The organism is Pseudoalteromonas sp. S327, assembly GCF_005886415.1.
Lineage (GTDB): Bacteria > Pseudomonadota > Gammaproteobacteria > Enterobacterales > Alteromonadaceae > Pseudoalteromonas > Pseudoalteromonas atlantica.
Genome location: NZ_PNDP01000016.1, coordinates 167,033 through 182,397 on the forward strand (window position 1 = coordinate 167,033; position 15,365 = coordinate 182,397).

Annotated in this window: 12 protein-coding genes; all 12 read left to right on the forward strand. The window is 40.4% G+C overall.

The features are described 5' to 3' along the window. Positions 1-198 precede the first annotated feature (198 nt). The 12 genes from CWB60_RS06820 to asd all read left to right on the forward strand — a co-directional run bounded on the left by CWB60_RS06820 (position 199) and on the right by asd (position 15,361). On the forward strand, positions 199-2,088 hold the full coding sequence (locus CWB60_RS06820) for a methyl-accepting chemotaxis protein (protein ID WP_138577157.1): 1,890 nt from the start codon (positions 199-201) through the stop codon (positions 2,086-2,088). Positions 2,089-2,091: 3 nt separating this feature from the next. Next, on the forward strand, positions 2,092-3,189 hold the full coding sequence (locus CWB60_RS06825) for a GGDEF domain-containing protein (protein ID WP_138577151.1): 1,098 nt from the start codon (positions 2,092-2,094) through the stop codon (positions 3,187-3,189). After that, positions 3,186-3,800 (forward strand): DsbA family protein, encoded by a 615-nt coding sequence (locus tag CWB60_RS06830; RefSeq protein ID WP_138577149.1) that lies wholly within the window; start codon positions 3,186-3,188, stop codon positions 3,798-3,800. The genes CWB60_RS06825 and CWB60_RS06830 overlap by 4 nt, the downstream gene beginning before the upstream one ends. A 232-nt stretch (positions 3,801-4,032) precedes the next feature. Next, complete coding sequence (locus CWB60_RS06835; RefSeq protein ID WP_004586345.1) at positions 4,033-4,785, forward strand: DUF3450 domain-containing protein; 753 nt, start codon at positions 4,033-4,035, stop codon at positions 4,783-4,785. Positions 4,786-4,795: 10 nt separating this feature from the next. Continuing rightward, positions 4,796-6,163, forward strand: coding sequence for a MotA/TolQ/ExbB proton channel family protein (locus CWB60_RS06840; RefSeq protein ID WP_064387264.1), 1,368 nt, complete (start codon positions 4,796-4,798; stop codon positions 6,161-6,163). 3 nt (positions 6,164-6,166) lie between these two features. Next, positions 6,167-6,694, forward strand: a complete 528-nt coding sequence (locus CWB60_RS06845) for a MotA/TolQ/ExbB proton channel family protein (RefSeq protein ID WP_029772985.1) — start codon at positions 6,167-6,169, stop codon at positions 6,692-6,694. A 51-nt stretch (positions 6,695-6,745) separates the two neighbouring features. Then, the gene (locus tag CWB60_RS06850) at positions 6,746-7,159 is read left to right on the forward strand and encodes an ExbD/TolR family protein (RefSeq protein WP_004586342.1); all 414 of its coding nucleotides are present in this window, start codon (positions 6,746-6,748) and stop codon (positions 7,157-7,159) included. A 12-nt stretch (positions 7,160-7,171) separates the two neighbouring features. Further along, on the forward strand, positions 7,172-7,777 hold the full coding sequence (locus CWB60_RS06855) for an energy transducer TonB (protein ID WP_029772986.1): 606 nt from the start codon (positions 7,172-7,174) through the stop codon (positions 7,775-7,777). A gap of 33 nt (positions 7,778-7,810) precedes the next feature. Then, positions 7,811-9,139 (forward strand): CDC27 family protein, encoded by a 1,329-nt coding sequence (locus tag CWB60_RS06860; protein ID WP_138577147.1) that lies wholly within the window; start codon positions 7,811-7,813, stop codon positions 9,137-9,139. Positions 9,140-9,439: 300 nt separating this feature from the next. Continuing rightward, positions 9,440-11,041, forward strand: a complete 1,602-nt coding sequence (locus CWB60_RS06865; protein WP_004586339.1) for a beta-helix domain-containing protein — start codon at positions 9,440-9,442, stop codon at positions 11,039-11,041. 95 nt (positions 11,042-11,136) lie between these two features. Beyond that, on the forward strand, positions 11,137-13,854 hold the full coding sequence (locus CWB60_RS06870) for a TonB-dependent receptor plug domain-containing protein (RefSeq protein ID WP_171036124.1): 2,718 nt from the start codon (positions 11,137-11,139) through the stop codon (positions 13,852-13,854). A gap of 367 nt (positions 13,855-14,221) precedes the next feature. Beyond that, a complete protein-coding gene (gene asd, locus CWB60_RS06875; protein ID WP_039972138.1) occupies positions 14,222-15,361 on the forward strand; it encodes an aspartate-semialdehyde dehydrogenase in 1,140 nt (379 codons plus the stop codon). Positions 15,362-15,365 lie beyond the last annotated feature (4 nt).

Consider the following 15,365-nt stretch of genomic DNA (forward strand, 5'->3'; position numbering starts at 1 on the left):
TATTACTACTTTATAGGAACGTTCCAAGCGCTAGTTTGTTTTAAAAAAAATAGAGTTGTTACAACTATATAGTGAATAGAGCTGGTTCTTTATTCTTATTTTAAGTACATAAACTGCTTATCTACCTCATTAACGACGACATACCTTTAAATTTTTGCTAAAAATATAATTAATAACAAAAAAATAAAAAGGGCAGTCATGCTTAACTCACTTAAATTCACCTCAAAAGTGACTATTGCAGCATCTATGGTACTGGTTATTGTACTGGGTTTATTTGCTATAAATAATTACATCGCTATGCGTAACCAAACGCAACAGCAGCTCGACTTAGTCCTTAAGCAAAATTCAGAATCTACCTCACAAAACATTGCAAGCTGGCTTAACGCTAAACTCACCATAGTAAAATCGATTGCGCAAACTCACAAAAACAGTGATCAAAAACAGTTAACCCTTGCTCAGCTTAATACTGCCAAATACGCTGGTGGCTTTAAAAACACGTATATAGGTAAACCAAGTGGTTTATTTATACTTAACGATCAAAGCATTGTATTGCCCTCTGATTTTGATGCCACCTCGCGACCTTGGTATAAGTTAGTTGAAAATAAAAGCTATACCGCATTTACCACCCCGTATATTGATGTAACCACCAACGAGCTGACTATATCTGCAGTTGTGCCCATTCAAAGCAATGCCCGCTTTAGTGGCGTAGCGGGTGCAGATATAGACATGCACACAGTGACTGAAATAATTAACGATATTGATTTTTTAGGGTTAGGGTATGCTTTTTTAGTAGATAAAAATGGCCAAGTGCTGAGCCATCCTAATAGCGAACTTAATTTAAAAAACACCGCCGAATTATTTGGCCAACCTACCGCGCTTAATAGCGAATTTACACAATATGATATAGCAGGTGAGCCGCAGTTGATATCGTTTACTAAAATACGTGGCATAGACAATGTTGACTGGTATTTAGGTGTCGTTATTGATAAAAACCAAGCCTATGCAGAGGTGTCTCGTTTTGGTATTAACGCGCTTATTTATATGTTAGTGGGAATTGTGGCCATTATTGTGTTTATGCAATTTTTACTGCGTTACTTAATGCAACCTATGGCGCGCCTAAATGATGCACTAGAAGATATTGCAAAAGGCGAAGGCGATTTAACCAAACGTTTAAAGGTTGAAAACAATGATGAATTTGGCCAAATTAGTCACTCGTTTAACATTTTTATTGAAAAAATTCAGCACTCTATTGAACACGTTAAATTAACGACTGAACAACTCGATAGCGTAATAGCCAGCGTGGTGTCGCAAACACATTCTTCACTAGCCATGCACCATGACCAAACAAAACGTACTGATAGTGTGGCCATGGCGGTTAATAATTTTTCGCAATCGGCTATGGCTATTGCTAATAACGCCAGTGACGCTTCTGTAATAGCTAAAAATGCAGATGAGCATTCAACACAAAACCAGCAAACCTTATTGCACAGCGTTAATAGTATTCATCAGTTATCAGCCAATATGGAACAAGCGCAACACACTATTAATAGCCTTAACGCGCATACAATTAGTATTGGGCAAGTGCTTGAGGTGATAAAAGGTGTGAGCGAGCAAACCAATTTACTTGCATTAAATGCGGCAATTGAAGCTGCAAGAGCAGGCGAAGCTGGGCGCGGTTTTGCTGTTGTGGCTGATGAGGTACGCCAGTTAGCTCATCGTACTCAGCAATCTACCCAAGAGATTGAAGATACTGTAGGGCAATTACAAAGAGGCTCAAACCAAGCGGTAGAGCTGATGAAAACAAGCATTCAAGACAGTGAAAAAAGCGTAGAGCACGCTGAAGGTGTGAACGTGTTAATGGGCCAAATAATAGAGTCAATAAAACAAATTAGCAATGCTAATCATAGTGTTGCCAATGCCACTGTTGAGCAAAACGACCTTGTTAAAGTGCTCGACGCAGACATTACAAGCATGAGTGAGTTATCGGTACAAAGCCAAGAAAATTTAAAAAACACCCTCAATGAATGTACTAAACTTAAACAACAATTTAGTGATTTAGAGCAAATGGTTCAAAAGTTTAGAGTTTAAAATATGCCAAAAAAATCGATTACAGGACAAAGTTGGTTAAGCCTTATTAACATAGATAAGGTGTATAGCTCGGATAAACAGCGCCAAGCATTTTCACTATTCACCATGATAGCCATTGCTATTATTGTTATCTCTATGTTGGTGGTGTTTAACTACACGGTGTATTCGCCTATTCTTACCGCGTCGTTAATCGCGGTTGATATTACCCTTATTAGCGGCACTTTTTATTTTATAAAAACAGCCAAGCTTGAAATGGTTGCACTTATAAGTATGTGTATAGTGTTTATTATGTGTGTGGCCCTTACGTATACCGGCGGAAAAGAAAATACCGCGCTTTATTGGCTAATGTTTTACCCTGTAGTGTGTTTTGCCTCTTTAGGTGTAAAGCATGGCTGCAGGCTTGGCTTAGGCTTATTACTGTGCTGCAGTGTTATTTTATACGGGCCTGATTTTGGGCAAGTTAACTATGGCGGTATTGAAAAGTCTCGGTTTTTAGCCTCTTTTACACTGGTGTTTATTTTTTCGTTTATAGGTGAATATTTCAGGCATAAAAGTCACCTGGCAATTGCTGATATAACCCTTGCGCAAACGCAAGATGCTTATACAGATCAGTTAACGGGTGGCGCGAACAGGCGTTTCATCACCGCTCACTTTTTAAAATTAGCTGCTAAAACGCCCGAAAACTACCTGCCGTTTTCTATTTTATTACTTGATTTAGATTATTTTAAACGACTAAACGATACCTATGGTCATGACTTTGGCGATACAGTGTTGATAGAATTTACCAAATTACTTGATTCACAATTTCCAAACTCCGCAGTTAAAGCCCGTTATGGAGGCGAAGAGTTTGTGGTGATTTTACCTAAAGAAACAGCCCCTGTGGCTACAAAATTAGCCGATGATTTTAGACAATGTGTCGCAAAACAAGCTATTTTAACCAGCGATAATAAACGGGTATTTATTACCTGTAGTATTGGTGTGGCACAGGTTGATAATGTGGATCATTACAGCCGTGCACTTAAACAAGCAGACGAATACCTGTACCTAGCTAAAGAGCAAGGGCGTAACAAAGTTGTATCAAATCACACAGGAACACTATGACTCAAACTAAACTTATATATGTACACGACCCTATGTGCAGTTGGTGCTGGGGATATAAACCGACGTGGTTAAAACTAAAAGCCGCATTAGCTTCGCAGCTGACTATAGAATACAAAGTAGGGGGGCTTGCTCCAGATAGCCAAGAACCCATGCCAGAAAATATGCGCGCCATGCTCCAAAGCACGTGGCATAAAATTAGTGCGATGTTGGGCACACAGTTTAATTTTGATTTTTGGCAGGTTTGTCAGCCAAGGCGCTCTACTTACCCAGCCTGCAGAGCGGCGATTATTGCCAGAGTGCATAATAAAGAGCCACAAATGATAGAGGCAATTCAACATGCTTATTATCTACATGCTCAAAACCCATCTGATGAAAGTACTCTAATTACCTTAGCTGAAAAAATAGGCCTTGATAAACAACAGTTTTGCGAGGAACTTTGCTCTGAGGATTTGAATCAAAAATTACATGAGGAGTTAGCATTTAGTGCAAGTTTGCCAATACAAGGCTTTCCTTCGTTAGTATTAATAACTAATAATAAAGCCATTGCAATTAAAATAAATTACACCGATCACCAGCAAACACTAAACACAATTAACGCTTTATTAGCTTAACAACTAGCCAAAATGCGTGTATTTGCTGCTTTAATACACGCTTTGCATATAAACACTCCGATATAAGACGCAAATGTTACAGCTGTAACAAAATAGACTTTTTTGCGCAACATGCCTGTCATTATTCATCTATACAATTTCACTCATTGAAAATCTTTAGCCTAAAACAAGTCAGTTTAGGCTAAAACAACAAACTAGCAAATCCGCTAATTAACGAGTAAAGGTGTATGCGATGAAAGGCGTTAAACCATTGATCTTAGCTGGTATTGTAGCAGCAAGTGCTGCAGTACATGCCAATGATTTAGAAAAGGTTATCGATAAAAGCAGTGAAATAAATAAATCAGCTGCGCAATCACAAACAAAAATAGACAAGATTGCTGATTCAATGCAAGGACGTCTTCAACAGTTTAAAACCCTTAATAAAGAAATTGATGGTTTAACTGTTTATAACGCGCAATTAACTAAACAGTTAAATAACCAAATTGAAGAAATGGAGTCACTTAACCTTTCAATGGATCAGGTCTCTATTATTGAGCGTCAGATCACACCACTAATGTTGCGCATGATTGAAGGGCTTGAGCAATTTGTAGCACTTGATGTGCCATTTTTGCAAGAAGAGCGAACTAAGCGTATTAGCTCTTTAAACGCCATGATGGACCGTGCAGATATTAACTCAAGCGAAAAATTCCGCCGCGTATTAGAAGCATACCAAGTAGAAGTTGATTATGGACGCACTATTGAAGCCTACACCTCACTGTTAACGGTAGACGGTAAAGAGCGTGAAGTAGACTTTTTACGCATTGGCCGCTTAGAGCTTATTTATTTAACACGTGATGGTAAGCAAGCTGGTAGCTGGGATGAAGAAACAAAATCGTTTGTTACTTTACCAGACTCAACAATTAGCCAAATCAACAAAGGTTTACGTATCGCACGTAAGCAACTTGCCCCAGATATGTTAACTCTGCCAGTACACGCAGCAGAATAAGAGGTTGAAGATGAAACTGTTTACTCAAATGACAAAAATGGCCCTTTTTGCTGCAAGCCTAAGCTTTGCAGGCGCAAGTGTGGCAGCTGAGCCTATGGACTTAGACTCACTATTAAAAACACTTGAAGAAGGCAAATCGGCTCAAAGCGCGCAAAACAAGCAACGCGAACAAGAATTTATGGCGCGCCAAAACGAACAAGTGCAAATGCTTAACAACACACAAGCAAAACGTAATCAAATGCTTGCTGAGTCTGAGCGCTTAGAAACACAGTTTGAAGAAAACGAAATTAAACTTGCTAACTTAACAGATACACTGTCTAAACGAATGGGTTCTTTAAAAGAGCTATTTGGTGTGCTTCAGCAAGTTGCTGGTGATTCTAGCAATAAGTTCGCTACCTCTGTGGTATCAGCTGAAATTGCGGGTCGTAGCACATTTATGGATGAGCTAGCACAAAAAATGGGCTCTACTTCAAAGCTTGCCTCTATCGAAGATATTGAAAAAGTATGGTTTGAGCTACAACGCGAAATGACAGAGCAAGGTAAAGTAAGCCGCTTTACTACCGATGTAATTGTACAAGGTGGTGAAAAAGCACAACAAGAAGTGGTACGTGTAGGTGCTTTTAACTTAATCTCTAACGGTAAATACCTAGAATTTAACCCAGTAACAAATACCTTAAGCGAGTTAAATCGCCAGCCTGTCGCACGTTTTACTGCAACAGCCGAGGAGTTACAAAATGCAAAAAATGGTGTTGTGCAATTTGCACTTGACCCAACGGGTGGCTCAATTTTAGGTTTATTAGTGCAAGCACCAGATACCGAAGAGCGTGTACACCAAGGTGGCACAGTCGGTTACGTTATTTTAGGTGTAGGTGTTATTGCTTTACTTATCTCACTTGAACGTTTTTTCTCATTACTGATTATGGGTGGTAAAATTCGTCGTCAACTTAAAGATGATGTAGCACGCGATGACAACCCACTTGGCCGCGTGATGAAAGTTAAAGATCAGTTCCCTGATGTTGCCCACGACACATTAGAGCTTAAATTAAGCGAAGCTATTTTACGTGAAATGCCAAAAGTAACGCGTAATTTAACGCTTATTAAAATCATCTCGGTGGTGGCGCCGCTGCTAGGTTTACTAGGTACAGTAACCGGTATGATCAACACCTTCCAAGCAATCACATTATTTGGTACAGGTGACCCTAAACTAATGGCTGGTGGTATTTCGCAAGCATTGGTAACAACGGTGCTAGGCTTAGTTGTGGCAATTCCTACGGTATTTTTATACACCCTACTTAATACACGCGCTAAAAACATTTTGCTTACTATTCAAGAGCAAAGCGCAGGTATTATCGCACAGCGAAGCGAGAAGGGAGCATAAACCATGGTGCTATTGATTGACTCAATCAATGCTATCCGTGATTTTCTCGACACTGGTGGCCAAGTCCTCTTGGTCATCGGGGTGTTAATCTTCGCGATGTGGTTATTGATACTCGAGCGATTTATTTATTTTTTCAAAGGTTTTCGTAGTTACAAGCAAAACGTAAAAGCGCAGTGGAAAAACCGTGCAGAGCGCAATAGCTGGAATGCTGAGCAAATACGCCAGGCGATGATTTCACGTGCTTCAATGCGTTTAGACACCAACTTAGCACTGATAAATGTAATGGTTGCATTGTGTCCGCTACTTGGCCTGTTAGGCACAGTAACGGGAATGATTGAAGTATTTGATGTAATGGCGATTACCGGTACGGGTAGTGCGCGCTCTATGGCATCAGGTGTTTCTAAAGCAACTATTCCAACCATGGCAGGTATGGTTGGTGCACTTTCGGGTGTATTTGCCTCTACGTTTTTACAGCGCAGAGCCAAGCGCGAAGTTGAACTACTTGAAGACAGCATGGTTTTAGACCATTAAGTAACATTTTGATAAGCGGCTTATAGAGTCGCTCATCCTAGGAGAATAAAAATGAGAGCCCCGTTAGGAAACCTATTACAAGAAGACGAAGCTGAAGAAATTAACATGACCCCAATGTTAGATGTTGTATTTATCATGCTTATTTTCTTCATCGTTACCGCCTCGTTTGTTAAAGAAGCCGGTATTGATGTAAACCGCCCAGAAGCCGCAACAGCGGTTAAAAAAGAACGCGCTAATATTTTAGTGGCTATTTCTGATACAGGCGAAATTTGGATTAATAAACGTCAAATCGATGTACGTGCAGTGCAAGCCAATATCGAACGCTTAAAAGCAGAAAACCCACAAGGGAGCGTGGTTATTCAAGCTGATAAAAAAGCCACCACTGATATGTTAATCAAAGTAATGGATGCGTCGCGTGCTGCAGGTGCGTTTGATGTTTCAATTGCTGCACAAGATGCGTCTTAAGGGTTAGCCATGTTGCGATATTTAGTAGCATTAATAGTAGCGGGTGTAGTGACCTTTATGCTGTTTTTAGGCATGCAGGCACTGATCACCGGTGGTGAAGGTGCCATGTCGGAGCCAGTAAAAGGAAACGTTTTAGACTTTGTACGTTTGAAAAAAGAAGAAACGGTACAAAAGAAAGAGCGCAAACCGCAAAAGCCACCTACACCAAAAGAGCCACCACCGCCTATGGAGTCGCCGCAAATGCAAAATAATGATGCAAACGCGGCCAGCAATAATTTTGATTTTGGCGCCGATGTAGGCAGCGACGTTGACCTAGCGGGTGGCTTAGCGCTTGAAACAAGTGATGGTGAATACCTACCCATTGTAAAAGTAGCTCCAGTGTATCCGCGTCGTGCTTTGTCGCGTGGTATTGAAGGCTATGTAATTGTTGAATTTACAGTAACTAAGCAAGGTACTGTTCGTGACCCGCAAGTAGTAAAAGCGGTCCCTGAGTCACTGTTTGATAGAGCAGCGATGGATGCCGCACTTAAATTTAAATATAAACCGCGCGTAGTAAATGGTGAAGCCGTTGAAGTGGCGGGTGTTCAAAACAAAATATCTTTCCAAATTAATGGTTAACTTATCTTAATTGGATGAAATAGCGAGGCGATTATGAAATTACTACCTACAGCTAAAAATTTAAAACTGGCGTTATTTTGCACTGCCGCGATCGGTGCAAGTATTGTTGTGCCAAGTACACTAAGCCTTGTGCCGGGGCTAAACGTAGCAACTGCCCATGCAGAGCAAGAGCAAAAAACAAAGCGTGTACCTGCACTGCGCGAGAAGGTTTATAGCCAGCTTGCTCGTGCGCAAAAGCTCGCTGATGATGGCGATGTAAAAGGCGGCCTTGAAGCACTTGATAGCATTCAAGAGCGAGCTTCAAGTATGAACTCGTACGAAATTGCGATGATGCATAACTTTTATGGCTTTATTTATTACAACGAAAATGATTTACCAAAAGCCATTGCCTCGTTTGAAAAAGTGGTAGCCGAAGAGGCTATTCCTGAGTCATTACGTTTAAGTACCACGTTTAGCTTAGCGCAGCTTGCAATGGCCAACGGCGAGTATAAAAAAGTTATCGCGTTTTTAGATAAGTGGGAAGAAATAAATACCAAACCTATTACAGAAGGGTATTACTTACTTAGAGCGCAAACTTACTACCAGTTAAAAGAATACCCAAAGGGGCTTGAGTACATTAATCAAGTTATTGCTCTTAGCGACAGCGAAGGCAAAACCCCTAAAGAAAACTGGCTGGTACTACAGCGCGCTATGTATTACTCACTTAATCAAACAGATAAAGTAGTTGCAGTGCTTGAGCGCATGGTCAAACTTTACAATAAACCAGAGTATTGGGTTCAGCTTGCTGGCATGTACGGAGAAACCGGCAAAGAGAAAGAGCAACTAGCAGTAATAGAAGCGGCGTATCAACAAGGCTTTTTAAAAACCAAGTCTGATTTACGACAGTTATCGCAAACTTACCTTTATAACGGCCTGGCATACAAAGCAGCTAAAACAATGAGTGATGCGATAGAAAAAGGCATTGTAGAAAAATCAGCGAAAAACTATGCCTTTATTGCAGAGGCCATGATTCAAGCTAAAGAAGATGAAAAATCGATTAGCTACTTTGCAAAAGCGGCTGACCTATCAGAGCATGGTAAGTACGATCAACGCCTAGCAGAAGTGTTTGTTAACACTGAGCAATACGAAGAAGCGGCTGATGCTGCGCGTAAGGCGCTTGATAAAGGCGGCCTTGATTTTGAATCAAACGCTTACGTTGCGCTAGGTATGGCACAGTACAATATGCAAAATTTTGATGCGTCTATTTTAGCGTTTGAACAAGCCCAAAAGCATGATAAATCACAACGTTTAGCAAAGCAGTGGATTAAATATGTTAAGCGTGAAAAAGTGCATGCGCAAACACTTAAAGCCGCGTTACTTTAACTTTATACCCTAACGCTATTTTACAAATAAAGAAGCGTTTACCTATTTCATAATCGCAACACCAAAACCGCCTTAGGGCGGTTTTTTTCGTTGTTTAAACATTTAAGCTATTGAATTTTAATTAATTACTATTGTCATCTTATGGTTACTAAACTGTAACTGCTTTGTCATATCTCTACAGTATCTTATTTGCATCCGATAACTCAGGTCACCTTAATGCATGAGTATCGTGCCTTAAAGTGACTTAAGTTTTTACTTAATGCACTAACAAAATAATTAAATACTTTAACGGAGTGAACAATGAAATTATCTGATTTATTTAAGGTCAGCCTAGTAGCAACTGCAATGACACTAGCTGGCTGTGGCGGCGATATCGAAATTACACCAACTGTAAACGATAACAGCTCGTCAACAGATAACAGTGTTAATAATTCAAACAATACAACTGGTTCAACAACTGAAGAAGAAGCTGTTTGTGCAAGCTACGAATCAGATGCAGGTACGGTAACAGGCGTAGTAAGTGGCATTGATTGTTTATACAACGACTCGTTTGCAAGCAAAACAATTTCTATCACAAGTAACATTACTTTCGCTGAGCTACCTGATGGCGGTGTTCACGTTTTTGAAGATGCATTACAAATTGGCGAAGACGGCAGCACAGTAGATGGCTTTGAAGTACCAGCAAACGGTCCAACAATGACTGTTGAACCAGGTGCCGTTTTAGCATTTGGCTCAGGTGAAGCAATTGTACGTATTGCACGTGGTGCAAAAATTCAAGCGGTAGGTACTGAAGAAAAGCCGGTTGTATTTACTTCGGCAAACGCGTTTGACCGTTTTGATACAGCAGGCGAAGGCGCACGCTACGCAGATTGGGGCGGTATCATCATTAATGGTAACGGCATTACTGACCAATGTACTGATGCAGAGCGTGACGGTGGTACGTGTAACGTAGCCTCTGAAGGTATTACTAGCTACTTTGGTGGTAACGATAATGCAGACTCTAGCGGTAATATTAAATGGGCTAAAATTTGGTACGCAGGTTCAGGCCCTCGCGTTGGTGGTGAAGGCGATGATTTGAATTCACTAACACTAAATGCAGTTGGCTCTGGTTCTGAGTTTGATTACCTACACATTCACCAAGGTTTTGATGACGGTATTGAAATTTTTGGTGGTGCTACAACGCTTAAACACGTAGCGGTAACAGATACACAAGATGATTCGTTTGACTTTGACGCAGGTTGGCAAGGTAAAGCTCAGTACTTATTTATTCAACACGGTACTGTGACACTAAACGACGGCACTGTAGTTAACATGGGTAACAATGGCTTTGAGTCTGATGGTGTTAAAGGTTCTTCTACCGAGCAAGTGTCTCCATCTAACCCAACGGTTGCCAATGTAACGGTTGTAACTACCGATGGTAACTCGGTACGTGATGACGACCCTTCACAAGCTTACAAGTTTGATGACCAATTTAATTCAAGCATTTACAACACTGTTATCGTTAAGCAAAACGCAACTAACACGCAATGTATTGAGTTCTCAGGCGACGGTGAAGCACAAGCAGATAAAATCTCATTCACAAGCTCTGTAATGGCGTGTTCTGCAAACTTTACAGATACAGATACGTTTGCAAGCGGCCCATTAGAAGGTCAAACAAAAACAGCGTGGTTTGAAAATGACGGTGCTAACCAAATCTTAACTGATGATGTTGCAGTACTTGCAGATAACGGTTTTGCAACGAACACAGCAGCTGCAGAAGTAACTGTTACTGCAACAGATTTAAGCACAAGTGATTCATTTTTTGAAAGCGTAAACTACATTGGTGCGGTATCGGATCAGGATACAGACTCTAGCTGGTATAAATGGGTTGAAGCGGCTGTTACAGCAGCAAATGCTGACTAAATAGCACACCATTATAACCTCTGATTAAAGGCGCCTTGTGGCTTGTTATTTAAGCGTCAGGCGCCTCTTTTGTATAACCTGATTAGGATTATCTCATGTCTAAAAAGCATAGACTCAATCAAATTACCTGGGCAATTGGTTTAGGTTTAGTCGCTCATTCGACTAGCTTAATTGCTGCACAAGCCGATGAACAGTTAACAAACGAACAAGAAATAGAAGAAGTTGTTGCTGTAGGTACGCGTTTACAAGGGAGCGCTGCGGCAGTTGTAGAAGAACGTAAAAACCAAGCCTTTGTTGCCGATATTTTAGGCTCTGAACAATTATCACGCACGGGCGACAGCGATGCAGCATCTGCGCTTCGTCGAGTGACAGGCCTAACGCTTGTTGATGGTAAGTTTATTTACGTTAGAGGCCTTGGTGAGCGTTACTCTAGTGCGCGTTTAAATGGCGCTTACATCCCAAGCCCAGATTTAACCCGTAACGTTATTCCGCTTGATATTTTTCCTGCAAGTATTATTGAAAGTATGGCTGTTCAAAAAGCTTACTCTCCAGACATGCCAGCAGCGTTTGGTGGCGGTAATATAGATATTAGAACTAAAACCGCACCGAGTGAATTTACAGCAGGCATTGAAGTGGGTGCAGGTTACGATACGGCATCAAGTGAAGGTTTTACCTACAATCGTAACGAAAGTGGCATTCCAAGTGAGTTATCACAGGCTATTTCAACATACCGTGGTGATTTTAGTATTGGCAATATTGTTAGTAGTGAAGGCTTTGAAGATGGCGATTTAACGCGTGCAGAACAAGCAACCGCTGTTAATAACGCACTTTTAAAGTCGCTTCCTCGCGATTATGAGTTAAAAGAAGAGTCGTTAGACCCGCGTTATAATATTAAAGCCCATTATGGTGATAGTTTTGAAGAGAGCTATTTTGGCGGCAAGGTTGGGTTTTTACTGGCAGGTGCTTACAAAAACGAATGGGATTTTGAAGAACGTTTTAGCTCAGTTATCACCCAAGATTTAGAAAACGAAGAAGGCAATGTTGATTGTACAACGTCGTTAGCGACCAGTGAAGATGTGAGTAACTCGTGTTACAACACAGTCAAAAATTCGCAAGTGACAACTGAAACCGAAAGTTATAACGGTTCATTAAGCTTGTCATACCGTTTAGGTACGCACAGTATTTCTGCTCAACAGCTTTACATTATTGATAATGAAGATGAGTCTGAAATTGCTATTTCGCAAAGCCCTGCGGGTAGTTCTACGTTTAGTATTGCGGGTGATGGGATTGCAAACCGTAATCATGAGTTTAATTACGAAGAACGCCAATTAAACATTACTCAAGTTATGGGCCAACATACCTTTTTAGATTATTTTGGTATTGGTGCCGATTGGCAGTACACCGAAGCTAAAGCAACGACTGATATACCTACCAGTGCCGATTTTGAGTTTCGTGACTCTTACAATAGTGATGGCAGCTATGCCGGCTCAACAATTACAGGGGATGATAACCGTGTAATTATGTCATACACCAATATGGAAGAGCGTGTTAAATCGTACGGTGGTAACTTAACGCTGCCGCTTAGCTTAGAGTCTATGGAAGTTGAGTTTAAAGTTGGTTACGATTTTTCTGACAGAGCCCGAATATTTAATACCTCAAGCTTTGCTATAAACAATAGTGGTGGCTCAGGTATTTCAATAAACGACGGTAGCACTGATGCGCTTAATAATAGTGGTTTTTTAACTGACGACTTTATTGATAATAACGCTGTGTTAGTTGACTTTAATGAGCCAACAGCCCCTGATGCCGATGATTACATTGCTGCGCAAAAGGTGGATGCAGGTTATGCGTCTTTCGATGTATTTTATGATCAATGGATAAGAATAAGCGGTGGTATTCGTTATGAAGAATTTAAACAATCTTCTATCGGTACATCGAGCCTTATTTTTGATGAAGACGATTTAAATACCTTTTACGATCCAGATAAAATTCAAGCAGGCTCTGTTATTACCGATGATTGGTATCCGGCACTGTCTGTTACCTATGTAGGTGGCGATGATTACCAAGTGCGCTTAGGTTATGGTGAAACAGTAGTACGCCCTGATTTTCGTGAAGTAGTGCCTGTTACGTATTACGACCCTTTGACCGACATTAGAACGTTTGGTCGCACAGGTATAAAGAGTAGCCCAATTAAAAACTACGACTTACGTTATGAATATTACGGACAAGCCGGTAATTCATTTAGCGTAGCGGCGTTTTATAAAGATATTACTGCGCCAATTGAAACAGTTTTAAACATTGGTGATGAAGATTACTCAGCATCGTTTATAAATGGTGAAACAGCAGAAGTTTATGGTATTGAAGCTGAATGGCTACAAGACTTAACATTTGTAAGTGAAGGCCTATTTACTAGCGGTAATATCACATTAAGTGATTCTGAAGCGTCTATTGACCCAGCACTGGCGGGTACATTAACTAATCCTAAAAAACGTATGACAGGCCACTCTGAGTATGTAGTTAATTTACAATTAAACTACGATTCGTTAGATGGCATGCACAGCAGTTCATTAGTTTATAACGTATTTGGTGAGCGAATTTTAGCAGCGGGTGTTGCTAATAGAGATGACGCGTATGAGCAGCCATTTCACTCACTTGATTTAGTTTATACTTATTACCCTGATTTTAATTCTAAGATTAAGTTTAAAGTTAAAAACTTACTCGATGAAGATCAAGAGGTAACACAATCAGACATTATAGTGCGCTCTAAAGAGCAAGGTGTAACGTTTGATTTAAGTTACAGCTACGAGTTTTAATTTTCTTCCCAAGGAAGGGGGATATAATAAAACCTAACTACCGATTAGCCCTGTATTTAATACAGGGCTTTTTTATGACTATGAAAAATATTTAAGTTTCGCTTTATTCACTAGTTTTAGGGCGCTTGGGGTGTTAGGTTAGCTTTATACTAATCGACTTAAATATCTAGTCATTCTAGTGTGCTCAATAAAGCGCTAAAGGCGTTATAAATTTTTGATGCAGAACAGCTACATACAAAAATTTATGGCTGGTTATCTCGCTATTAATTTGCCGCTATAAATGATTAATAACTTAATATGATTGGTTTTAATAAAAATTAATTCTCACGCAATGAATTTTAATTTTTAATGTATTAAGGCATCTTTTATGAATCAAACAGTGGAAAAAACAATGAAAAAAGTAGGATTGGTCGGTTGGCGTGGCATGGTTGGCTCTGTGTTATTAGAACGTATGCAACAGCAAAGTGATTTTGCACATATCGACACCACCTTTTTCACCACCTCACAAGCTGGGCAACTCGGCCCTGATATTGCTGGCGACGCAAAACCGTTATTAGATGCAAGTGATGTAAATGAACTTGCTAAAATGGATATTATTGTTACCTGTCAAGGTGGTGATTATACCAAAGCGGTTTACCCTAAATTACGCGAATCGGGTTGGGATGGTTACTGGATTGATGCAGCTTCTGCACTTCGTATGGTTGATGACAGCATTATTGTACTTGACCCTGTAAATAAAGATGTCATTGAACAAGGTTTAGAGCAAGGCGTAAAAACTTTTGTAGGTGGTAACTGTACCGTATCGTTAATGCTACTTGCTTTAGGTGGTTTGTTTGAGCAAGACCTAATTGAGTGGGTAAGCCCAATGACTTACCAAGCGGCCTCTGGTGCCGGCGCTCGTAATATGAAAGAGCTTATAGCACAAATGGGCGCTATTCATTCAAGCGTTGCCGAGCAACTAGATAACCCAAGTTCAGCTATTTTAGAAATTGATAAAATAGTGAGCGAAAAAATGGCTTCAAGCGATTTACCACAAGACCAATTTGGCGTGCCGCTAGCCGGTAGCTTAATTCCTTGGATTGACGTACCAATGCCAAGTGGCCAGTCTAAAGAAGAGTGGAAAGCTCAGGTTGAAGCGAACAAAATTTTAGGCTCTTCTAAACAGCCTGTGCCAATTGATGGTTTATGTGTACGTATTGGTGCAATGCGTTGTCATAGCCAAGCGATGACCATTAAATTACGTGAAGACATTAGCGTAGAAAAAATTGAAGAAATTTTAGCTTCGCACAACGAGTGGGTTAAAGTTATCCCAAATGAGCGCGAAATTAGTGCAACTGACTTAACCCCAGTAAAAGTAACAGGTACTTTAAGTATTCCTGTTGGTCGTATTCGTAAATTAGCCATGGGTCCAAAATACATTAGCGCATTTACCGTGGGCGATCAGCTGTTATGGGGCGCTGCAGAGCCACTTCGTCGTATGCTTCGCATCATTGTAGACGGTGAATAATTTC

What these genes read in the sequence shown, in the direction of transcription:
- CWB60_RS06820 (WP_138577157.1), top strand. Translation starts at nt 199, where the DNA reads ATGCTTAACTCACTTAAATTCACCTCAAAAGTGACTATTGCAGCATCT.
- CWB60_RS06825 (WP_138577151.1), top strand. Translation starts at nt 2,092, where the DNA reads ATGCCAAAAAAATCGATTACAGGACAAAGTTGGTTAAGCCTTATTAAC.
- CWB60_RS06830 (WP_138577149.1), top strand. Translation starts at nt 3,186, where the DNA reads ATGACTCAAACTAAACTTATATATGTACACGACCCTATGTGCAGTTGG.
- CWB60_RS06835 (WP_004586345.1), top strand. Translation starts at nt 4,033, where the DNA reads ATGAAAGGCGTTAAACCATTGATCTTAGCTGGTATTGTAGCAGCAAGT.
- CWB60_RS06840 (WP_064387264.1), top strand. Translation starts at nt 4,796, where the DNA reads ATGAAACTGTTTACTCAAATGACAAAAATGGCCCTTTTTGCTGCAAGC.
- CWB60_RS06845 (WP_029772985.1), top strand. Translation starts at nt 6,167, where the DNA reads ATGGTGCTATTGATTGACTCAATCAATGCTATCCGTGATTTTCTCGAC.
- CWB60_RS06850 (WP_004586342.1), top strand. Translation starts at nt 6,746, where the DNA reads ATGAGAGCCCCGTTAGGAAACCTATTACAAGAAGACGAAGCTGAAGAA.
- CWB60_RS06860 (WP_138577147.1), top strand. Translation starts at nt 7,811, where the DNA reads ATGAAATTACTACCTACAGCTAAAAATTTAAAACTGGCGTTATTTTGC.
- CWB60_RS06865 (WP_004586339.1), top strand. Translation starts at nt 9,440, where the DNA reads ATGAAATTATCTGATTTATTTAAGGTCAGCCTAGTAGCAACTGCAATG.
- CWB60_RS06870 (WP_171036124.1), top strand. Translation starts at nt 11,137, where the DNA reads ATGTCTAAAAAGCATAGACTCAATCAAATTACCTGGGCAATTGGTTTA.
- asd (WP_039972138.1), top strand. Translation starts at nt 14,222, where the DNA reads ATGAATCAAACAGTGGAAAAAACAATGAAAAAAGTAGGATTGGTCGGT.